This is a genomic window from Nocardioides sp., from assembly GCF_030150155.1.
In the GTDB taxonomy this organism is placed as follows: Bacteria; Actinomycetota; Actinomycetes; order Propionibacteriales; family Nocardioidaceae; genus Nocardioides.
The window spans coordinates 41,184-61,437 of sequence record NZ_JASLGR010000059.1 but is presented as its reverse complement, the minus strand read 5'-3'; the positions used below and the strand labels follow the sequence as shown (position 1 = coordinate 61,437).

At 70.1% G+C, this 20,254-nt stretch carries 17 protein-coding genes and 1 riboswitch; of the genes, 14 read left to right on the top strand and 3 right to left on the bottom strand.

Features of this window, described 5'->3' with window-relative positions; translation table 11 throughout:
* Positions 1-103 precede the first annotated feature (103 nt).
* From Q1V88_RS17735 to nagA, 7 genes are read left to right on the top strand one after another with little or no spacing between them, the layout of a single operon-like run.
* Positions 104-1,042, top strand: a complete 939-nt coding sequence (locus Q1V88_RS17735) for an ABC transporter permease (RefSeq protein ID WP_300682867.1) — start codon at positions 104-106, stop codon at positions 1,040-1,042.
* A complete protein-coding gene (locus Q1V88_RS17730; protein ID WP_300682863.1) occupies positions 1,042-3,015 on the top strand; it encodes a dipeptide/oligopeptide/nickel ABC transporter permease/ATP-binding protein in 1,974 nt (657 codons plus the stop codon). The genes Q1V88_RS17735 and Q1V88_RS17730 overlap by 1 nt, the downstream gene beginning before the upstream one ends.
* Positions 3,012-4,091: an ABC transporter ATP-binding protein gene (locus Q1V88_RS17725; RefSeq protein ID WP_300682861.1), complete on the top strand. Its 1,080-nt coding sequence runs from the start codon at positions 3,012-3,014 to the stop codon at positions 4,089-4,091. Before Q1V88_RS17730 ends, Q1V88_RS17725 begins: the two co-directional genes overlap by 4 nt.
* Positions 4,088-5,017 (top strand): dihydrodipicolinate synthase family protein, encoded by a 930-nt coding sequence (locus tag Q1V88_RS17720; protein ID WP_300682859.1) that lies wholly within the window; start codon positions 4,088-4,090, stop codon positions 5,015-5,017. The genes Q1V88_RS17725 and Q1V88_RS17720 overlap by 4 nt, the downstream gene beginning before the upstream one ends.
* Positions 5,018-5,034: 17 nt before the next feature.
* A complete protein-coding gene (locus Q1V88_RS17715) occupies positions 5,035-6,012 on the top strand; it encodes an ROK family protein (RefSeq protein WP_300682857.1) in 978 nt (325 codons plus the stop codon).
* A gap of 13 nt (positions 6,013-6,025) precedes the next feature.
* Positions 6,026-6,733: an N-acetylmannosamine-6-phosphate 2-epimerase gene (locus Q1V88_RS17710; RefSeq protein WP_300682855.1), complete on the top strand. Its 708-nt coding sequence runs from the start codon at positions 6,026-6,028 to the stop codon at positions 6,731-6,733.
* Positions 6,734-6,737: 4 nt separating this feature from the next.
* On the top strand, positions 6,738-7,889 hold the full coding sequence (gene nagA / locus Q1V88_RS17705; protein ID WP_300682850.1) for an N-acetylglucosamine-6-phosphate deacetylase: 1,152 nt from the start codon (positions 6,738-6,740) through the stop codon (positions 7,887-7,889).
* 78 nt (positions 7,890-7,967) lie between these two features.
* Here nagA and Q1V88_RS17700 read toward each other — a convergent pair whose 3' ends face one another.
* Positions 7,968-9,014 (bottom strand): ribonucleotide-diphosphate reductase subunit beta, encoded by a 1,047-nt coding sequence (locus Q1V88_RS17700; protein WP_300682847.1) that lies wholly within the window; start codon positions 9,012-9,014, stop codon positions 7,968-7,970.
* Positions 9,011-11,398 (bottom strand): ribonucleoside-diphosphate reductase subunit alpha, encoded by a 2,388-nt coding sequence (locus Q1V88_RS17695; RefSeq protein WP_300682845.1) that lies wholly within the window; start codon positions 11,396-11,398, stop codon positions 9,011-9,013. Before Q1V88_RS17695 ends, Q1V88_RS17700 begins: the two co-directional genes overlap by 4 nt.
* 133 nt (positions 11,399-11,531) lie before the next feature.
* Positions 11,532-11,745: riboswitch (cobalamin riboswitch) on the bottom strand.
* A gap of 229 nt (positions 11,746-11,974) precedes the next feature.
* Between Q1V88_RS17695 and Q1V88_RS17690 the strand changes: the two genes are divergently transcribed.
* The 5 genes from Q1V88_RS17690 to Q1V88_RS17670 are packed head-to-tail and all read left to right on the top strand — an operon-like array spanning position 11,975 to position 16,715.
* The gene (locus Q1V88_RS17690; protein ID WP_300682842.1) at positions 11,975-13,048 is read left to right on the top strand and encodes an iron ABC transporter permease; all 1,074 of its coding nucleotides are present in this window, start codon (positions 11,975-11,977) and stop codon (positions 13,046-13,048) included.
* Positions 13,049-13,077: 29 nt separating this feature from the next.
* Positions 13,078-14,097, top strand: a complete 1,020-nt coding sequence (locus Q1V88_RS17685) for an ABC transporter substrate-binding protein (protein ID WP_300682838.1) — start codon at positions 13,078-13,080, stop codon at positions 14,095-14,097.
* On the top strand, positions 14,094-14,879 hold the full coding sequence (locus Q1V88_RS17680; RefSeq protein ID WP_300682836.1) for an ABC transporter ATP-binding protein: 786 nt from the start codon (positions 14,094-14,096) through the stop codon (positions 14,877-14,879). The genes Q1V88_RS17685 and Q1V88_RS17680 overlap by 4 nt, the downstream gene beginning before the upstream one ends.
* Positions 14,876-15,568: a class I SAM-dependent methyltransferase gene (locus Q1V88_RS17675; RefSeq protein ID WP_300682834.1), complete on the top strand. Its 693-nt coding sequence runs from the start codon at positions 14,876-14,878 to the stop codon at positions 15,566-15,568. Before Q1V88_RS17680 ends, Q1V88_RS17675 begins: the two co-directional genes overlap by 4 nt.
* A 28-nt stretch (positions 15,569-15,596) precedes the next feature.
* Entirely contained in the window at positions 15,597-16,715 is a 1,119-nt protein-coding gene (locus tag Q1V88_RS17670; protein ID WP_300682832.1) for an ionic transporter y4hA, read from the top strand.
* Here Q1V88_RS17670 and Q1V88_RS17665 read toward each other — a convergent pair.
* Positions 16,712-17,977, bottom strand: a complete 1,266-nt coding sequence (locus Q1V88_RS17665) for an HNH endonuclease signature motif containing protein (protein ID WP_300682829.1) — start codon at positions 17,975-17,977, stop codon at positions 16,712-16,714. The genes Q1V88_RS17670 and Q1V88_RS17665 overlap by 4 nt on opposite strands.
* Before the next feature lie 641 nt (positions 17,978-18,618).
* Here Q1V88_RS17665 and Q1V88_RS17660 point away from each other — a divergent pair.
* Positions 18,619-19,425, top strand: coding sequence for a DUF5677 domain-containing protein (locus tag Q1V88_RS17660; RefSeq protein ID WP_300682827.1), 807 nt, complete (start codon positions 18,619-18,621; stop codon positions 19,423-19,425).
* A complete protein-coding gene (locus Q1V88_RS17655; RefSeq protein WP_300682824.1) occupies positions 19,425-20,237 on the top strand; it encodes a GIY-YIG nuclease family protein in 813 nt (270 codons plus the stop codon). Before Q1V88_RS17660 ends, Q1V88_RS17655 begins: the two co-directional genes overlap by 1 nt.
* The last annotated feature ends 17 nt before the right edge of the window (positions 20,238-20,254 follow it).

The following is a 20,254-nucleotide window of genomic DNA, read 5'->3' as shown; positions in this document are numbered from 1 at the left end:
TGGTTGTCGCCCGTGACACGGTGAGAACCACACCCCCACACCCCCATCCGTTTCGCCTCACCGGCCCGGAACCACGAGGAGAACCGTGCTTACGGTCCTAAACATGGTCGCTCGGCGACTACTCACCCTGATCCCGTTGGCCCTGGGCATCACGCTGTTCGTCTTCATCGTCTTGCAGTTCTCGCCCTATGACCCGGCCCTGTCGGCTCTCGGGGATCAAGCCTCCGCAGCTCAGATCCACGCCTTCAAGGACGCCCACGGTCTCAACGACCCGCTTCCGCTGCGCTACGTGCACTTCGTCAACGACCTGCTGCACGGCAACCTCGGCTCCACCTTCCCGCCGGCCGTGCCCGTGATCGACAAGATCGGCACCGCCCTGCCGCTGACGCTCCAGCTGACCGCCTTCGGCATCATCGGCGCCCTGGTCATCGGTCTCGTGCTCGGCATCGTGGCCGCGCTCTACCGCGACCGCTGGCCCGACCAGATCATCCGCTTCATCTCGATGGCCGGTATCGCGATGCCGTCCTTCTGGCTGGCACTGCTGCTCATCCAGTACCTCGCCGTCGAGCATCAGATCTTCCCCAACGGCGGCTACGTCAACCCGTCGGACTCCTTCAGCGGCTGGATCGAGAGCCTGACCCTGCCCGCGATCGCGCTGGCGATCCCGGTCGGCTGCTCCCTGGCCCGCATCGTCCGTACGTCGATGGTCGAGGAGCTCGACCGTGACTACGTCAGGACCGCCACCGGTGCCGGTCTTCCGCCGATGGTCGTCGTAGGCCGCAACGTGCTGCGCAACGCCCTGGTCAACCCGCTCACCGTGCTCGGTGTCCGGATCGGCTACCTGATCGGCGGCACGGTCATCATCGAGGCGATCTTCTCCCTGCCCGGGATGGGCAGCCTGATCATGACGGCGGTGCGCAACAACGACACCGCCCTGGCCCAGGGCGCGGTGCTGACCATCGCGCTCGGCTTCGTCGTGGTCAACCTGATCGTCGACATCCTCTACTACTTCGCGAACCCCCGACTGCGTGGAGGCCACTGATGCGAACTCTGCAACCCCGTGCCCTCGCCGACGCACTGGCGCGTCCCGGCATCGCCCTGCGACGACTCAACGTCGCCTCCCGGATCGCCCTGGCCTTCATCGGCCTGATCGTCCTGGTGGCGATCTTCAACCCGCTGCTCCAGACCCACGACCCGGGCGCCACCGGCCTGGCCTCGCCGACGCAGGGCCCCTCGGGTGACTTCCTGTTCGGTGTCGACAAGCTCGGTCGCGACATCTTCTCCCGCCTCGTCGCGGGTACGTCGCGCTCGCTGGTGGTCGGCTTCGGTGCGGCCGCCATCGCCCTGATCTTCGGCTCCATCCTGGGCGCCATCGCCGGTACCTCGAAGACCATCGTCGACGAGATCGTGATGCGCCTGCTCGACATCGTGATGGCCTTCCCGGCGATCGTGCTGGCCGCGCTGCTGATCATCTCCTTCGGCAAGAACAGCCTCTTCGTGCTGATCGCCGCGATCGGCTTCGTTTTCATCCCGCCGGTGGCCCGGATCGTGCGTGCCAACGTGCTCGCCCAGTACGGCGAGGACTACGTCGCCGCCGAGCAGATCATCGGTGCCCGTCGCCCGCACATCCTGTGGCGCCACGTGCTGCGCAACTGCGCCGCGCCGATCCTGGTCTACATCACCGTCATGGTCGCCGACGCGATCGTGTTCGAGGCCTCGCTGTCCTTCATCGGTGGCGGCCTCCAGCCGCAGGAGGCGAAGTCCTCGTGGGGCTCCGTGATCGCCTTCGGCAAGGAGATGATCCAGTTCGGTGGCTGGTGGGCGACGCTGTTCCCGGGTCTGCTGATCCTGCTCACCGTGCTCGCGCTCAACATCCTGTCCGAGGGCATCTCCGACGCCTGGGCCGCTCCGGCCTCGCGCCGCGGCTCGGCCGCGACCGAGATCGAGGACGACTTCGAGAAGGCCACCCCCGGCACCGGTGAGGTGATCGAGCTGCCCGGCCTGGCCGAGGCCGCCCAGCGCCTGGCCGCCCGGTCGCGTCCGGTGCCCGAGGGCGAGCCCGTCCTCGAGGTCGACCACGTCTCGATCTCCTTCGCCAAGGCGCACAGCGGTGTCGACGTCGTCTCGGGGATGTCGTTCGACGTCCGCCCCGGCGAGGTCCTCGGCCTGGTCGGCGAGTCCGGCTCGGGCAAGTCGCTGACCACCCTGGCCGTGATGGGCCTGCTGCCCAAGGGTGCCCAGGTGCGTGGCTCGATCCGGTTCGCCGGACGCGAGATCGCCGACCTGTCCCCGGCCAAGCGACGCCCGCTGCTGGGCCGCGAGATCGCGATGGTCTACCAGGACGCGCTGTCGGCCCTGAACCCGTCGCTCAAGATCGGCACGCAGCTCAACCAGCTCGTCCGTCGTGGCGGCCGTCGCTCGGCCACCGAGCTGATGACCCTGGTCGGCCTGGACCCCGAGCGCACCCTGGCTGCGTACCCGCACGAGCTCTCCGGCGGTCAGCGTCAGCGTGTCGTGATCGCGATGGCGCTCTCGCGCGACCCGCGTCTGGTGATCGCCGACGAGCCCACCACGGCCCTCGACGTCACCGTCCAGGCCCAGGTGATGGAGCTGCTGCTGCGGCTCCAGGACGAGCTCAAGTTCGCCCTCGTGCTGGTCAGCCACGACCTCGCCCTGGTCGCCTCCGTGGCCCACCGCGTCGTCGTGATGTACGGCGGCCAGGTCACCGAGACGGGCCAGGCGACCGAGGTGATCGGTGCCCCCGCGCACCACTACGCCCGCGGTCTGCTGGGCTCGGTGCTCAGCCTGGAGACCGGTGCCGAGCGCCTCACCCAGATCCCGGGTGTGGTGCCCTCCCCGGCCGACTTCCCGAAGGGCTGCCGGTTCAGCGACCGCTGCCCGATGGCGACCGACATCTGTCGCACCGACCAGCCGGCGATGGAGGGCACCGCGGACCACGCGTTCGCCTGCCACCACCCGGTCCTGCCCCTGATCGCTACGGAGGTGGCGCGATGACCGAGATCGTCGCAGAGCTCAAGGACGTCCACGTCGTCCACCGGATCAGTGGCGGCAAGCTGTTCGAGAAGCAGCAGGTCTTCGCCCTCACCGGCGCCGACCTGTCGATCGCGAAGGGCGAGACCGTCGGCATCGTCGGTGAGTCCGGCTGTGGCAAGTCCACCCTGGCCAAGGTCCTGGTCGGGCTGCAGAAGCCGACCGCGGGCCAGGTGCTGGTCGCCGGGCACGACGTCTGGACGATGTCCGCCGCCGAACGTCGCCAGCACATCGGTGCCGGCGTCGGGATGGTCTTCCAGGACCCGTCGACCTCCCTGAACCGGCGGATGCCGGTGCGCCAGATCCTGCGCGACCCGCTCGACGTGCACAAGCGCGGCACTCCCGCGCAGCGTGACGCCCGGGTCCGCGAGCTGATGGCGCTGGTCGGTCTGCCGGCCTCGGTGGCCGACGCGCTGCCCAGCCAGCTCTCCGGGGGTCAGCGTCAGCGGGTCTCCATCGCCCGTGCGCTGGCGCTGGAGCCGGGCCTGCTGATCGCCGACGAGCCCACCAGTGCGCTCGACGTGTCGGTGCGTGCCCAGATCCTCAACCTGCTGATGGACCTGCAGCAGCGCCTGGACCTGGCGATGGTGCTGGTCTCGCACGACATCCAGACCGTCAAGCGGGTCAGCGACCGGGTCGTGACGATGTACCTGGGCCGGATCGTCGAGAAGACGCCGTCTTCGGTCGGCTCGGCCGGTGCGGTGCACCCGTACACCCGGGCGCTCTTCTCCGCGACCCCCGGTCTGCTCTCGCCGCTGGACCCGATCCCGCTGGTCGGGCCGGTGCCGTCGGCGACGAAGCCGCCGTCGGGCTGCCCGTTCCGCACCCGGTGCTGGCGCGCCGACGACGTCTGCGCCCAGTCCATGCCGGAGGTGGAGCTCGCCGTCGGCGAGGCCGCCACCGGTGCCCCTGATGACTCTCTCCACACCTTCCGGTGCCACCACCCGGTGGCACCGGGAACGGGTGACGCCGAGCTCGTCGAGCTCGCCCGCAGCGCCACCCACACTTCCACCCCTTTGCATGCTGAGGAGCACGCGTGAGCAGTTCTACCGCCAAGTACACCGGTGTCATCCCGCCGGTCGTCACCCCGCTGACCGCTGAGGGGGAGGTGGACGTCGCCTCCCTGGAGCGCCTGGTCCAGCACCTGCTCGACGCCGGCTGCAACGGTCTCTTCGCCCTCGGTTCCTCCGGCGAGACGGTGTACCTCACCGACGCTCAGCGCGACCTGGCCCTCGAGACCATCGTCAAGGCCACCGACGGCCGCGTCCCGGTGATGGCCGGCTGCATCGAGCCGACCACCCGCCGCGCCATCGACCGTGTCGCCGCGGCTGAGCGGATCGGCGTCGACGCCGTCGTCGTCACCGCGCCGTTCTACACGCTGGTGGGTCCGTACGAGGTCGACCGTCACTTCCGCGCGATCGCCGCTGCGACCGACCTTGACGTGATCGCCTACGACATCCCGGTCTGCGTGCACGTCAAGCTCGGTGTCGAGCAGCAGCTCGCCTGGGCCGCCGACGGCGTCCTGGCCGGTGTCAAGGACTCCAGCGGCGATGACGTCTCCTTCCGCCAGCTCACCGTCGGCCTGGCCGAGCGGGGCCTGGAATACGCCCAGCTGACCGGCCACGAGCTGGTCGTCGACGGGATGCTGCTCGGCGGTGCCGACGGCTCGGTGCCCGGCCTGGGCAACGTCGACCCGGCCGGCTACGTGCGTCTGCACGAGGCCGCCGCGATCGGCGACTGGGTGACGGCGAAGGCCGAGCAGGACCGCCTGGTCAAGCTCTTCCGCATCGTCGACGCCGGTGACGAGACCACGCAGGGCAGCACCCGGGGCGTGGGCGGCTTCAAGACCGCCCTCCAGCTCCTCGGTGTGATCGAGACCAACGCGGTCTCGCTGCCGATGCGCCCGCTCGCGGGTGCCGAGGTCGAGCGCGTGCGCGAGGCCCTCCAGGTCGCCGGCCTGCTCTGAGGACCATGACCAACGTGATGAGTCAGACCCTCTCCGACGGCACCGCCACCCCCATCGGTGCCGTCGGAGCGGTGGACATCGGCGGCACCAAGATCGCCGTCGCGGTGATCGACAGGGCCGGTGACGTCCTCGCCCGGGCCTCGGCGCCCACCCCTGCCACCGAGGGGGCCGAGGCGATCCTCGCCACGGCCGCCCGGCTGGTCGAGGAGGCAGGCCGGAGCGCGGGCGTCGAGCTCGTCGCGATCGGTGTCGGTGCCGCCGGTGTGGTCGATCCCGCGACCGGGATCGTGCTCGGCGCCACCGACACCCTGACCGGCTGGGCCGGCACCGACATCCGGGCCGGCCTGACCGAGCTGCTCGGCCTGCCGGTCGCGGCCGTCAACGACGTCCACGCCCACGGGCTGGGCGAGGCAGCCTACGGCGGCGGTCGTGGCCACACCAGCGTGCTCACCGTCGCCGTCGGGACCGGCATCGGTGGCGCGCTGGTGGTCGACGGCCGACTGGTCGCCGGCCGCCACGCCGCCGCCGGGCACGTCGGTCACGTGCCGAGCGGATACGCCGCCGTGCTGCGCTGCAGCTGCGGTGCGGCGGGCCACCTGGAGGCGTTCGCCTCCGGCCCGTCCCTGACCCGGGAGTACGTCCGGCGCACCCGCACCGAGGTCGCCTCGCTGCACGAGGTGCGCGAGCGGGCCGGGCGGGGCGAGGTCGAGGCCCGGCAGCTGATCGCCGAGGGCGGTGCTGCCGTCGGTGAGGTGATCGCCGGCCTGATCAACGTGATCGACCCCGACGTCGTCGTGGTCGGTGGCGGCGTGGTCGGGCTGGGCGAGGAGTGGTGGACCGCCCTGTCGGGGGCTGTCGGTGTCGGCGTACTGCCGATGCTGGCGGGCACCCCGGTGGTGCGCTCGGGCTGCGGCGGTGACGGCGCGGTCCTGGGCGCGGCAGCGGTCGCCTGGCGACTGCTTGACGAATTGAACACTGGCGCAAGCCACGAGTGAGGAAGAAGTCCACGTGAGCGAGAAGCTCCCGATCGACAAGACGGCCCTGATCGAGCGACTGCGCGGCGCCCTGGTGGTCTCCGCGCAGGCGTACGGCGACGAGCCGATGAACGACGCGGCCACGATGACCAAGGTCGCCCAGGCCGTGGTGAGCGGGGGAGCGGTCGCCGTCCGCGCCCAGGGCCCCGACCATCTGCGTGCGATGCGCGCCGTGCTGGACGTGCCCCTGATCGGGCTGTGGAAGGACGGTCACGACGACGTCTTCATCACCCCGACCCTGGAGCACTGCCTGGAGGTCGCCGACACCGGCGCCGAGGTGGTCGCCCTGGACGGCACCAGCCGTCCGCGCCCCGACGGGCGCACCTTTGCCGAGACCGTCGCCGCCCTGCGTGCCCAGCGCGACGTGCTGGTGATGGCCGACGTGTCCACCGTCGAGGAGGGCGTCGCCGCTGCCGCGGCCGGTGCTGACTTCGTCGGCACCACGCTGTCGGGCTACACCGCCTACACGACCAAGACCGAGGGCCCCGACCTGGACCTGATCAGCGCGCTGGTCGCAGCGATCGACGTCCCGGTGGTGGCCGAGGGCCGGATCCACACCCCGGCCCAGGCGGCCGAGGCGATCCGGCGCGGCGCGCACTGCGTCGTGGTCGGCACCGCTATCACGCACCCGTCGTCGATCACGTCGTGGTTCGCCACCGCCGTGGCCGGCGCCCAGGAGTGAGGCGATGAGCGGCGAGGACCGTCCGCAGGCCCTGCGCGGCACCGTCGTCACGCCGTTCAGCGTGATCGACGACGCCGTCGTCGCGCTCAGCGCCGGTGGCATCGTCGAACTGGTCGCCGCCTCCACCTGGAGCGGCCCGACCCCGGAGCCGGTCGGCACGATCGCACCCGGCTTCATCGACATGCACTGCCACGGTGGCGGCGGACGCTCGGTGACCACCGGGGCGCCCGACGACATCGCCGCGGTCGCCGCCCACCACCGCTCGCGCGGCACCACCTCCCTGGTCGCGAGCATGGTCAGCGGCACGCAGGACGACCTGCTCGCCGGCCTGCGTGGTGTGGCCGAGGTGGCGGCGGTCGACGCCGGTGTGATCGGCACCCACCTGGAGGGCCCGTGGCTGGCCCACGGCCACTGCGGCGCGCACGACCCGGCGGTGCTCTCGCACCCCGACGTCGACGTCGCCCGCGAGTGGCTCCAGGCTGCTGCCGGCACCCTGCGGATGGTCACCATCGCCCCGGACCTGCCCGGCTTCGCCGCGGCCGCCCGGGTGCTCGCCGAGGCGGGTGTCCTGGTCGCCGCCGGTCACACCGATGCCGACACCGCGACGTTCGCGGCCGCGCTGGCCAGTGACGACGTCGCCACGGTGACCCACCTGTTCAACGGGATGGCACCGTTCCACCACCGCGACCCCGGTCCGGCCGGCGCCACGCTGCGGGCGCTGGCCGCCGGGCAGGTGCACGCCGAGTTGATCTCCGACGGCATCCACCTGGCCGACGAGACCGTCGCGCTGGCCTTCGGTGTCGCCCCGGACCGGATCGTGCTGATCAGCGACGCGATGAGTGCTGCCGGGATGCCCGACGGGCAGTACCGGCTCGGTGCCCTCGACGTCGAGGTCCGTGACGCCACCGCCTGGACCACGGGGCCGACCCCGGTCCTGGCCGGCAGCACCCTGCACGTCGGTGAGGCGGTGCGCCGGGCGATCACCGGTGCCGGTGTCGACCCGGCGATCGCGATCCGTGCTGCCACCACCACCCCGGCTGGCCTGCTCGGGATCACCGACCGCGGACGTGTCGCCGAGGGGTTGCGCGCCGACCTCGTCGTACTCGACGAGGACTGGGCGGTCTCGCGGGTGATGCACGGTGGTGCCTGGGTCTGAGGACCCCTCGAGATCAACCGCGGTGCGTGACGACGTTGTGGCCCTCACGCACCGCGGTTCTCTCGTGCCCTGACGGGCTCAGAAGTCCTCGTCGAAGCCGACCTCGCCGGTGACGCCGACCTGGTAGGCCGAGACCCGACGCTCGAAGAAGTTCGACAGCTCCTGGACGTCCTGGAGCTCCATGAACGCCAGCGGGTTGGCCGAGCCGTAGATCACGGGCAGGCCCAGACGCTCCATCCGGCGGTCGGCGACGTACTCCAGGTAGGAGCGCATGTCGGCGATCGAGAGCCCGGCCACGCCCTGGCCGAGCAGGTCCTCGGCGAACTGCGCCTCGCAGTCGACGCCCTCCATCAGCATCTCGCGGACCTGGGCACCCATCTCGTCGTCCCACAGGTCCGGCTCCTCGGCACGGGCGGTGTCGACCACGTCGAAGGCGAAGCCCATGTGCATGGACTCGTCCCGGAAGACCCAGTTCGTGCCCGAGGCCAGACCGTTGAGCAGGCCGCGCGAGCGCAGGAAGTAGACGTAGGCGAACGCTCCATAGAAGAACAGGCCCTCGATCACCGCGGCGAAGCAGATCAGGTTGAGCAGGAAGGCCTTGCGGTCCTCCTTCGAGTTCAGGGTCTTCAGGTCGCCCAGGGAGTCGATCCACTTGAAGCAGAAGTCGGCCTTGGCCTTGATGGAGGGGATGTTGTCCACGGCCGCGAAGGCCTCGAACCGCTCCTTCTCGTCGGGCACGTAGGTGTCGAGCAGGTTCAGGTAGAACTGCACGTGCACCGCCTCCTCGAAGAGCTGACGGCTCAGGTAGAGCCGCCCCTCGGGAGAGTTCACGTGCTGGTAGAGGTTGAGCACCAGGTTGTTGGCCACGATGGTGTCGCCGGTGGCGAAGAACGCGACCAGGCGCGAGACCAGGTGGCGCTCGGCCGGAGACATCCGAGCCAGGTCCTTGAGGTCGGTGTGCAGATCGACCTCCTCGACGGTCCAGGTGTTCTTGATCGCGTCCTTGAACCGCTCGAAGAAGTGCGGGTACCGCATCGGTCGCAGGGTCAGGTCCAGACCCGGGTCGAGCAGCAGCTGGTGGGTGGTCGCGGTCAGGGACAGGTCGGCGTCCATGTCGATGCTCACTGGCAGGCCTCGCAGCTCTCGGGGTTCTCGAGCGAGCAGGCGAGTGCCTCCTCGTCGGTGTAGGTGGTCGGTTCGGTGACGGCCGCGGGTGCGGCCTGGGTGAGGGTGACGGTGGTCTGGGCGATCCGGGTGGCCGGACGCGAGCGCAGGTAGTACGTCGTCTTGAGGCCGGACTGCCAGGCGTAGCGGTACATCGACGACAGCTTCCCGATCGTCGGGCCGGCCAGGAACAGGTTGAGGGACTGGCTCTGGTCGATGTACGGCGACCGGGCGGCCGCCATCTCGATCAGGGCCTTCTGGGGCAGCTCCCAGGCGGTCCGGTAGAGCACGCGCAGGTCGGCGGGGATCGCCTCGATGCCCTGGATGGAGCCCTCGGCGCGCTTGATCGCCTCGCGGATCTCCGGCGTCCACAGGTGGCGGGCCTTGAGCTCGCGGACCAGGGCGGTGTTGACCTGAAGGAACTCACCCGACAGCGTCTCGCGCTTGAACAGGTTCGACACCTGCGGCTCGATGCACTCGTAGCACCCCGCGATGGAGGCGATCGTGGCCGTGGGGGCGATCGCGATCATCAGGGAGTTGCGCAGTCCGTGGGCGGCGACCCGAGCACGCAGGGCGTCCCAGCGCTCGGTCTGCGTCGGCGTCACGCCCCACAGGTCGGGCTGGAGCTGCCCCGTGGCGGCGCGGGTCCGGTCGAACAGCGGGTGGGCGCCGTACTGCTCAGCCAGGGTGGCAGAGACCTCCAGGGCGGAGAGGTAGATCTCCTCCTGCACCCGGGTGGAGAGCTCCAGCGCCTCGGGGGAGTCGAACGGCAGGCCGAGGGCGAAGAGCGCGTCCTGGAGCCCCATCAGGCCCAGGCCGATCGGACGCCAGCGCGGGTTGGAGGCGGCGGCCTCGTCACTGGGGTAGAAGTTCACGTCGATCACGCGGTCCAGCAGCGGCACCGCGATCCGGACGGTGGTGCGCAGTCGCTCCCAGTCGATGCCGGTGGGGGTCAGGTGCTGGGCGAGGTTGATCGAGCCGAGGTTGCACACCGCGGTCTCCCCGTCGGAGGAGACCTCGATGATCTCGGTGCACAGGTTGGACAGGTGCACGGTGGGGTTGCCCGGGCCGACGGCGTCGTCACGGGTCTGGTTGCAGGTCCGGTTGGAGGCGTCCTTGAACGTCATCCAGCCGTTGCCGGTCTGGGCCAGGGTGCGCATCATCTTGGCGTACAGGTCGCGCGCCTTGAGCGTCCGTACGACGGCTCCCTCGGCCTCCAGCTGCCGGTAGCGCCGATCGAACGCGTCGCCCCACAAGTCGGGCAGCTCGGGGGCCACCGACGGGTCGATCAGGGACCACTCGGCGTCGGCCTCGACCCGGCGCATGAACTCGTCGGGGATCCAGTGCGCGAGGTTGAGGTTGTGCGTACGCCGGGCCTCCTCGCCGGTGTTGTCGCGCAGCTCCAGGAACTCCTCGACGTCGGGGTGCCACGGTTCCAGGTAGACGCACGCGGCGCCCTTGCGGCGCCCGCCCTGGTTGACCGCGGCCACCGAGGCGTCCAGGGTGCGCAGGAACGGCACGATGCCGTTGGACTGGCCGTTGGTGCCGCGGATCAGGGCACCGCGACCGCGGATCCGGGAGAACGCGATCCCGATGCCGCCGGCGAACTTCGACAGCTTGGCGACCTGGGAGTAGCGGCTGTAGATCGACTCCAGCTCGTCCTTGGGGGAGTCGACCAGGTAGCACGAGGACATCTGGGTGTGCCGGGTGCCGGAGTTGAACAGAGTCGGGCTCGACGGCAGGTAGGCCATCGAGGACATCAGGCGGTAGAACTCGATCGCTTCGGCCGGGCTCTGGGCCAGACCGCAGGCGACCCGGAGGAGGAAGTACTGCGGGGTCTCGACGACGTCACGGGTGATCGGGTGACGCAGCAGGTAGCGGTCGTAGACGGTGCGCAGGCCGAAGTACTCGAACCGGTGGTCGGCGGTCTCGTCGATGGCGAAGTCGAGCTTGCGGGCGTTGTCCTTGACGAACGCGGCGGTCTCGTCGCCGATGATCCCCTCGGCGTGGCCGAGCGCGATCGACTGGCTGAAGGAGGCCACGCCCTGGTTGCGGACCTCCTTGTCGATGTAGCCGGCCAGCAGCCGGGCGCCGAGCCGGGAGTACTCCGGCTCCTCGCCGATCAGCTCGGCGGCGGTCTGGATCGAGAGCCGGTCCAGCTCGGACGTGGTGGCGCCGTCGTACAGCCCACTGATCGTGCGAGTGGCGACCCGCATCGGGTCCACGGCAGGAAGGTCGGCACTGACCCGATCAACAGCCCGAACGATCTTCGTCACGTCGACAGCCTCGCTGTCGCCGTTGCGTTTGCGCACCATCATCGTGGTGCGGGCGGGTGCTTCAGTCACCGTCATTTCTCTCTCCTCGCGAGATCGACTTCCGTGGCCGGATTTCTCGGGGAGGGGTGACGGGGTGGGAGGGGACCGATGACGGCACCGACTCAGCCGTCGGCCGTCCCACGAGGCCTCAGACCATCGCATCCGACGGATGCGATGCGCTGGCAGGTCTTCGGACTCGTGAGCCTTCGGCCGAGGCCGGTTCCTACTGTTCGCCGCTTCCCAGAGCCGAGGCTCCAGTGCTGTTGACGAGGTTCGTTCTCACTTACCGCTGCGGGGCAGTCCCGGAATCTCACCGGGTTCCCTGTTGCCTCCACGCCCTCCGAGGAGAGCGGGGAACCAGCTGCGTGCGACACCATATCTCGTTCTTACGACGATGTAACTACCTAGATGTAGTGGTCGGTGTCGCATCGCCCCGATGTGGTGTCGAGGGGTCCGATGCGGTACGGCGACACCGGTCGGCAACGCGGAGGTGACGAGTGGCCGAACCCTCGGCGGCCGCCCTTCACCCCGCCCGCAACGCTCTGCTACTTTCTCGCTGTTGCAAATGGTTCGCAATAAAACAAGGGAGCGTGACCTGTGTCAGGCATGTCGACGACGGTCGCGGAGACCCTCGGACTGGCGGCGTCCCGGCGCCGCGCCGGAAGGTGGATCCTCGGGCTGAGCGTGGCCCTGGTAGCCACCGCGGTGGTCGCCGTCGGCAGCGGCGCCTACGCCGTGGCACCGGGCACCGTCGCCCGCGTGGTCGGCCACCACCTGCTCGGCTGGCCAGGGGAGAGCACCTGGTCGGGCCCCGTCGACGCGATCGTGTGGCAGGTCCGCCTGCCCCGGGTGGTGCTGGCCGTCGCCGTCGGCGCCGGCCTGGCGGTGTGTGGCCTCGCCCTCCAGGCGATGGTGCGCAACATGCTGGCCGATCCCTACCTGCTGGGCGTGAACTCGGGGGCCTCCAGCGGTGCCGCCGCGGCGATCCTCTTCGGTGTCGGCGTCGGCTTCACCGAGTACAGCCTCCAGGTCACCGCCTTTCTCGGGGCCCTGGCCGCCTCCGTCCTGGTCTTCGTGGTCGCCCGCAGCGGAGGGCGACTGACCTCGGTCCGCCTGATCCTCGCCGGGGTCGCGGTCGGCTACGCCCTCTATGCCCTGACCAGCTTCCTGATCTTCGCCTCCGGCTCGGCCGAGGGCGCGCGTTCGGTGATGTTCTGGCTGCTCGGCTCACTCGCTCTGGCGCAGTGGAACCCGCCGCTGGCGATCGTGTGTGTCGTCGTGCTCGGCGTCTGCGCCCTGCTCGCCCTGTGGGGCCGCCGCCTCGATGCCCTCGCCATCGGCGACGAGACCGCCCTCACCCTGGGCATCCGGCCCGATCGGTTCCGGCTCCAGGTGCTGGTCGCCGTCGCGCTCTGTGTCGGCGTGATCGTGGCCGCCAGCGGCAGCATCGGCTTCGTCGGTCTGGTCGTGCCCCATCTGGCCCGCCGCGTCGTCGGCGGCACCCACACCCGCGTCGTGATCGTCTCGGCCCTGATGGGCGCGATCCTCCTGGTCTGGGCCGACATCGTCGCCCGCACCCTGCTCGCCCCGCAGGAGATCCCGATCGGGATCATCACCGCCTTGGTCGGCGCGCCGTTCCTGCTGCTCCTGATCCGGCGTCTGCACGCCACCACCCTCTGATCCCGCCCCCGATCTCAAGGACTCCTGTGATGCCCCATCCCCGTCTCCTGCGCGCCACTGCCGCCCTGGCCGGCCTGCTCGGCGTGACCCTGCTCGCCACCGGCTGTGGCTCCGAGGCCGCCCGCTCGGGCGCCGCCACCTCCGGGTCGGACGGTGCCGGGTCGGCGTACCCGGTGAGCGTGCGCAACTGCGGTGCCACCGTCACCTTCGATGCCGAGCCTGAGCGGGTGGTGCTGCTGAAGAGCTCCGCGGTGCCGTACCTGCACGGACTCGGCGTGCTGGACCGGGTGACCGCCCGGGCCGGCTCCTACCCGCGCGACTACTACGACGCCGCGACCCAGAGCGAGCTGGACGCGATCCCGCTGCTGACCGACAAGCTCGACACCAGCGGACACCTCCAGATCTCCAAGGAGACGGTGCTCGGCCAGCGCCCTGACCTGGTGCTGGGGGAGGTGGACAACCTCTCCCGGTCCTCGCTGAGCGCGGTCGGTCTGCCACTGATCGAGGAGCCCGCGCTGTGCGCGTCGGGCGGCGGTACGCCGTCCTTCGCGAGCATCGAGGTGCAGTACCGGCTCTACGGCGCGGTCTTCGACGCCCAGGACCGCGCCGAGTCCGCGATCGCGGCGATGCGCACCCGCCTGGAGAAGGTCAAGGCCGCGGTCGGCACCGGCACGGGACGCACGGCGGCGGTGCTCTACCCGACCGTCGGCGGTGGCACGACGTACGCCTACGGCACCGCCAGCATGGCGGACCCGCAGCTGCGTGCTGCCGGGCTGGTCAACGTCTTCGGCGACGTGAAGGAGCGGGTCTTCGAGGTCACCGTCGAGGAGCTGCTCGGCCGCGACCCCGACGTCCTGATCCTGCTGCACAGCGACGGCGACGCCGCCGACGTGACGAAGGCGCTGACGTCGGTGCCCGGTGCGGCCAAGCTCACCGCGGTCCGCAACGGCGACGTGATGACCCAGCTGTTCAACTTCACCGAGCCGCCCACCCCGCTGGCAGTGGACGGGCTGCAGCGCATCGTCGAGCGGTTCGGCACCACCTCGTGATCGCCGCCGAGGGGCTGTCGTGGTCGTACGGCGCCTCCGCGCTCTTCGACCAGGTCGGCGTCCAGGCGCGTCACGGCCGGGTGCTCGGCCTGATCGGTCCCAACGGTGCCGGGAAGTCCACCCTGCTCCGGCTGCTCTACGGTGCCCTGACCTCACCGCACGGACGCGTCACGATCGACGACGTGGACCTGGCCCGGCTCGGGGCGCGCGAGACCGCTCGCCAGATCGCCGTCGTGGTCCAGGAGAGCGGCACCGACAGCTCGCTCAGCGTCGCCGAGATGGTGCTGATCGGCCGCAGCCCGCACCTGGGTGGCTGGGGCCGGGCCTCGGCCCACGACGAGCAGGCCGCAGCGACGGCGCTGGCCCAGGTCGGTGCCACCCACCTGGCGCGGCGACCGTTCGCGGCGCTCTCGGGTGGGGAGCGGCAGCGGGTGCTGATCGCCCGCGCCCTGGCCCAGGAGGCCACCCACCTGCTGCTGGACGAGCCCACCAACCACCTCGACATCCGCTTCCAACACGAGGTGCTCGGCGTGGTGGCGTCCCTGGCCCACGACCTGGGCCGCAGCGTCGTGGTGGTGCTGCACGACCTCAACCTGGCCGCCCGCTACTGCGACGACCTGGTGCTGCTGGGCCAGGGCGCGGTCGTGGCGGCCGGCCCGGCGTCGGAGGTCCTGACCCCGGAGCACCTCGAACCCGTCTACGGCATCGGTGTCGAGCGCGTCGAGGACGGCCCGAACCTCTTCCTGCACTTCCATCCCCACACCCTCGAGGAGCCCCGATGAGTGACCAGACCTTCCAGGAGACGATCAACGCCTACTGGACCGACCGCGCGCCGGCGTACGACGACTATCAGCAGCGCCCCGAGCGACGCCAGGCCGACGTGGAGGCCTGGCGCGAGATCTGGGCAGGGTGCCTGCCGCCGGCTCCGGCGCGGGTGCTCGACCTGGGCACCGGGAGCGGTCATGTGGCCTTCGTGGTGGCGGGGCTGGGGCACGAGGTGACCGGGATCGACCTCGCCGACGGGATGCTGGAGCGGGCCCGCGAGCATGCGGCAGCGCTGCCCGACGGTGCGCGCATGCCGACGTTCTGCGCGGGCGACGCCGTTGCCCCGCCGTTCGAGGCGGAGACGTTCGACGCGATCGTCGGACGCTACGTGGCGTGGACCCTGCGCGATCCCGACGCGGCGGTGCAGGCCTGGCTCCGGCTGCTGCGACCGGGCGGACTGGTCGCCCTGGTGGACAGCACCTGGTACCCGCACGGTGGCGTTGACCTCTATGACGAGCGACCCGAGGGGGCCCTCCGGCTGGCCGAGGCCACCTCCATCGAGGCCACCGCCGAGGTGCTGCGAGCCGGGGGCCTGCGCGAGGTCGCGGTGACGCCGTTGCCGACGATCGAAGCCCTCGACCGACGGTTCGGGGTCGCGCCCGGACACCAGGTGCGTCAGCAGTTCCTGATCACCGGTCGGCGCTGAGGTTCGCTCGGTCCACTAAAATGTCGATATGAGCGCATCGACCACAGGCCGATTGGGCTGGACCGTGATCACTCCACTCCTGGGCGCTGTCGTACTCGCCTTCGTGTGGGGTACTCACCCGGGTCCCGTGATGGCGGGGGTGATCGGGGTCGTCCTGGTTGCTGCGGTCCTGGCTGCCGTGCACCAAGCCGAGGTGGTCGCCCACCGGGTAGGGGAGCCGTTCGGATCCCTGCTGCTCGCCGTGGCCGTCACCATCATCGAGGTCGGCCTGATCCTGATGCTGATGTCCTCCGGGGGCAAGGACACCTCCGGCCTGGCGCGTGACACCGTCTTCGCTGCGGTGATGATCACGCTCAACGGCATCGTCGGGCTCTCGCTCGTCGTCGGGGCGGTGCGGCACCGGCTCGCCATCTTCAACGCCGAGGGGACCGGCTCGGCGCTGGCCACGGTGCTCGCGCTGGCCGGCCTGACCCTGGTGGTGCCGACCTTCACCATCAGCGAGCCCGGCCCGATCTTCACCGGCCACCAGCTCGCGTTCGCCGCTGTCGTCTCGCTCGCGCTCTACGGCTGCTTTGTCTTCACCCAGACCGTGCAGCACCGTGACTTCTTCCTGCCGGTGGCGCGCGGCGCCGCGGCCCAGGGCACCAACCCGGCGGACCTGGACGGCGACGACCACGCCGACCCGCCGACCGGGCGCGAGACGCTGGTCAGCCTCGCGATGCTGCTGGTCTCCCTGATCGCCGTCGTCGGCCTGGCCAAGGTCGAGTCGTACCCGATCGAGGACGCCGTCGACGCCCTCGGCATGCCGCACGCCGTCGTCGGTGTCGTGATCGCCCTGCTGGTGCTCGCCCCGGAGACGATCGCCGCTGTGCGGGCCGCCCTGCGTGACCGCGTCCAGATCAGCCTCAATCTGGCCTACGGTTCGGCGATGGCCTCCATCGGCCTCACCATCCCGGCCATTGCGATCGCCTCGATCTGGATCGACGGCGATCTTGCGTTGGGGCTGGGGTCGCTTCAGTTGGCCTTGCTGGTGCTGTCCGGGATCGTCAGCGTGTTGACGGTGGTGCCGGGGCGGGCCAAGCCGCTGAACGGTGCTGTGCACCTGGTGCTGCTGGCGGCCTTCCTGTTCCTCACCATCGCGCCTTAGGGCGGGTCCGCGACCACTGTCGTTCCGCTCGGGGTGCGGAGGTAGTGCCGCCCTGCCGGGGTGGTCCAGAGGAAGACCCCTGGTTCGAGGTGCTGGTATTGCCAGCCGCTGTGGGTCTTGAGGCGGTGGTGGTGGCGGCACAGTGGGGCGAGGTTGGTGCTGGTGGTCTGGCCGGGTGGGCCGTCTTTGGTGTACGGCCTGATGTGGTCCAAATCGCAGGCCCTCGCCGGGCGGTCGCACCAGGGGTGGACGCAGGTCCGGTTGATCAGGACTGCTTGTTCCCGCATGACCTCGGTGGGGACGTACCCGTCGCGGGTGTGCGGGGTGGCGAGGTCGAGGACGGGGCGGATGATGACCTTGGTCCCGGCGGTCCGGCACCACTCCGCCACGCGTTCGACCGGGGCGAGGGTGTTCCCCGACTCGACGTGGGCGATGGGTGAGTCGGGGGCGAGGTGGACGTAGGTGTGCACCACCCGCGTCACCGCACCGGGAGTCTCCTCGGCTGATCCAGCCAACTGGCGTCGTGCGATCACCCCGACTGCCTTGGCGCGGCGGACGTCGAGGGGTTCAGGCTCCTGGCCGGGTTCCGTGGGGTCGAGGGAGGCAAGCTCTGCCGCGACCTCTTGGATCACGGCCTCGAAGTCCGCTGCGTCGGCGGCGTCCAGACGGCCGAACACATCGGCGAGGCCGTCGGGCTGCCCGGTCCCGGACACGCTGATCGACCGACCCTCGGCTGCTGCCCTCGCGCGGGCCACCGCCGCGTCGGGGTCACTCAGGATCTCCGCGACGACCACCATCCGCCGTAGCCGGGCCATCCCGACCCGATCCGCGATCGGGGCGATCACCTCATCGACGTACCGCGCACCCTCCAGCGGCACACCGCGGAGTGTCGCGGCGACCTGCCGGGCTCGCCACACCTCGTCCCTGCCGTCACGCACGGCAGCGAGGGTCTCGGGGAACCGCCACGCCAGATCCCAGGCATCTGCGAGGTACGACAAGGCGGCACGCGGGCTCATCTGAGCGAACGCGGCAAACTCGGCCACCGCCACTTCGGACACCGGCGGGCAACCATCGCCGCCCACGGGCATCTCCAGGCCGTACCGCTTCTCAGCCGGGCCGGAATCTGCCACGAGTGTCAGCCAACTGATGGCCTTGTCCAGGGCCTTGACCTCCCGACGCCGAGCCTTGGCCTGGTCGACGCGCCAGCCCTCCAACAGTGCCTCAGCACTGCTGGTCACGGGGTCCGAGCCACTCGGCTTCATACCCACCACGCTATGAGAAGCCACCGACATTTCTGGTTCACCCGCCTGACCGGTGGGCCATCCTCACGATCTAGGTGAGTGAGTGGGCGCCTTCAGCGGCCGAGGTGAGCGCAGCGAGAACTGCCCGACGCTTCCCTCACGTCTACCTGGCCGCGCGCCTGCTTGGACGCGACCGGTTGGGCCTTGACGCCTCTTGGCCGGTTCGGCCTCCAGCCGAAGGAGCGAGTCAGCCCCGTCACAGACCTCGTCCACCAGATCGACGAGGTGCGCGTTGGCCCTGGGCTCGGTACATCGCCCAACGGTCCGCCGCAGCAATCTTGGAGACTGAGCGCGCAGGAGAAGGCTAGGGCCTGGGGTGGCGCGAAATGAACGCCCTACAAGAGCGGCGTACCGTCGAGGGCGGCATCGGCGCGGTTCGCGCCCGATCGGCGCGAGATCGCACGATCAAACCGGTGCGTCTGCTCGATGGAGAGGCCCCGACTGCGCTAGGCAATCGATGACCTGGTCATCGACGATCGCCACAGCGCCTCAGGCAGACCCGGATGGCGCGCGACCGTACGGGTCCGGGCATGAACAACCCCGAAGGTGGACCTCGCTGACGCAGTTGTCTCAGCCACCCGCCAGGACTCAGGATGCTGACCATGCCCACCGATGATGAGTGCCGTGCCGTCTTCGAGGAGATGCTCGCCCGGTTCCGTGACCTGCCAGCACCGGAGACAGGGCCGGTGGACCTCACGTCGTTCAGCGACGTGGCTGGCGTTGAGGCCCTCCTGGTCGCCTACGGCTGGACGGCCAGAGTCGTACGAACCGCGCACGCTGCGATCCGGCTCGACTCTGACGGGTTCGCGACCGAGGCCTCACCGATGGTCCGTTCAATGGCGGAGCACCTCATCGCGTTGCATTGGGTCACCGAACAGCGTGGCGACGCCTTTCAAGCGCTCCTACGGGCATGGCAGCACGAACTCAGTCGGTTCAAGGAAGCCGAGAGCGCCGGGTGGAAGCTTGACCCGGACATCATCAAGGCGGTCGACGAACTGCGGAGCCTCGAGACGGACAAAGCATCGCTCCCGGCCGACGCCCTGGCCAGGACCAGACACGCCGCTGAGCGGTACGGGCTCGGGGTCGTTTACCGTGCCTGGCTGGTCGAGTCATGGACGTCGCACGCCTCCTACATGTCGGCCAAGACGTACTACGACTACGACCCGACCGCGGCGCTTGAGTTCACCCTTCGAGGAGACGACCCCTCCAGGCCGAGCGACGTCACGTCGATCTGCACTGCCATGACGCATGCGGCCCTCGGCGTCTACAGCCGGATGCTCCCCGGCGGCATCCTGACCGACGACCTGAGCCGATGGTCAGCAGTACTGGGGCCGGGGAACGTCGCAGCGCTCATGCCGGAGCCGCCCAGCGGCGCCGCGGACCCGGCGTGCAGCGGGGGAGACGACTGATGACGCTCACGCTCGGCTCCGTCCTCGCGGCGGCCGCCATCAACCCGACGGAAATCCTCGTGATCCGGCACGCGCTCGATGCGGACCATGACGACGGCACCATCCCGATCACCGCCAACTCCACGGACGAGGAGATCCGGGAGTACACCAGCGTCCAGTCAGCGAGCACCCGGAAGTTCCCGTTGAACCCCGCCCGGACCTGGGTGATCTTCATCGCTGAGGGTGGCGACCGAGCGCGACTGTGGGGTGTCGTGGTCAACCACGGCGAGGTGCCGCACGACGTGTCGTTCCAGCGCCGCTTCAACCTGGAACGCACCGACGCCCTCGCCGACCTCACCGGTCGCCTCGTACTCGGCTGGCGCTCGCCCCGGACCTGGCGCCTGACCGGCCCGACCGCAGCGACCTACCCGGTCATGGAGATCGCCGACTCCCATCCCATCCGTTTTCCCGGCTTCGACCGCCTGGTGCTGGACCATCCGACGCTGCAAGCCGTGATGCGCGAGCATCGCTACGCCGCCTGGCGCACAGCCCTGTCAGCGGTCGTGGGGATCTACCTGATCACCGACACCCGCGACGGCCGCCACTACGTCGGCAAGGCCGACGGCGCCGAGAACATCCTCCAGCGATGGACGCAGTACGCCACCAACGGTCACGGCGGCAACGTGGAACTGAAAAGGGTCGACCCGTCGTCGTTCCGATTCTCAGTGCTGCGGGTCTTCGACCCCTCCACGCCGACGTCGGTCATCAACGCGGCCGAGTCGCACTTCAAGGTCGCCCTCGACTCGGTCCGGCACGGCCTCAACCGGAACTAAGCCCGGTTTGCATGCTC

Bases quoted from the DNA above. Each gene is read 5' to 3' on its own strand.
- Q1V88_RS17655 (WP_300682824.1), top strand. From the start codon at position 19,425: ATGACGCTCACGCTCGGCTCCGTCCTCGCGGCGGCCGCCATCAACCCG.
- Q1V88_RS17730 (WP_300682863.1), top strand. From the start codon at position 1,042: ATGCGAACTCTGCAACCCCGTGCCCTCGCCGACGCACTGGCGCGTCCC.
- Q1V88_RS17690 (WP_300682842.1), top strand. From the start codon at position 11,975: ATGTCGACGACGGTCGCGGAGACCCTCGGACTGGCGGCGTCCCGGCGC.
- Q1V88_RS17660 (WP_300682827.1), top strand. From the start codon at position 18,619: ATGCCCACCGATGATGAGTGCCGTGCCGTCTTCGAGGAGATGCTCGCC.
- Q1V88_RS17665 (WP_300682829.1), bottom strand. From the start codon at position 17,977: ATGAAGCCGAGTGGCTCGGACCCCGTGACCAGCAGTGCTGAGGCACTG.
- nagA (WP_300682850.1), top strand. From the start codon at position 6,738: ATGAGCGGCGAGGACCGTCCGCAGGCCCTGCGCGGCACCGTCGTCACG.
- Q1V88_RS17715 (WP_300682857.1), top strand. From the start codon at position 5,035: ATGAGTCAGACCCTCTCCGACGGCACCGCCACCCCCATCGGTGCCGTC.
- Q1V88_RS17675 (WP_300682834.1), top strand. From the start codon at position 14,876: ATGAGTGACCAGACCTTCCAGGAGACGATCAACGCCTACTGGACCGAC.
- Q1V88_RS17670 (WP_300682832.1), top strand. From the start codon at position 15,597: ATGAGCGCATCGACCACAGGCCGATTGGGCTGGACCGTGATCACTCCA.
- Q1V88_RS17735 (WP_300682867.1), top strand. From the start codon at position 104: ATGGTCGCTCGGCGACTACTCACCCTGATCCCGTTGGCCCTGGGCATC.
- Q1V88_RS17725 (WP_300682861.1), top strand. From the start codon at position 3,012: ATGACCGAGATCGTCGCAGAGCTCAAGGACGTCCACGTCGTCCACCGG.
- Q1V88_RS17685 (WP_300682838.1), top strand. From the start codon at position 13,078: ATGCCCCATCCCCGTCTCCTGCGCGCCACTGCCGCCCTGGCCGGCCTG.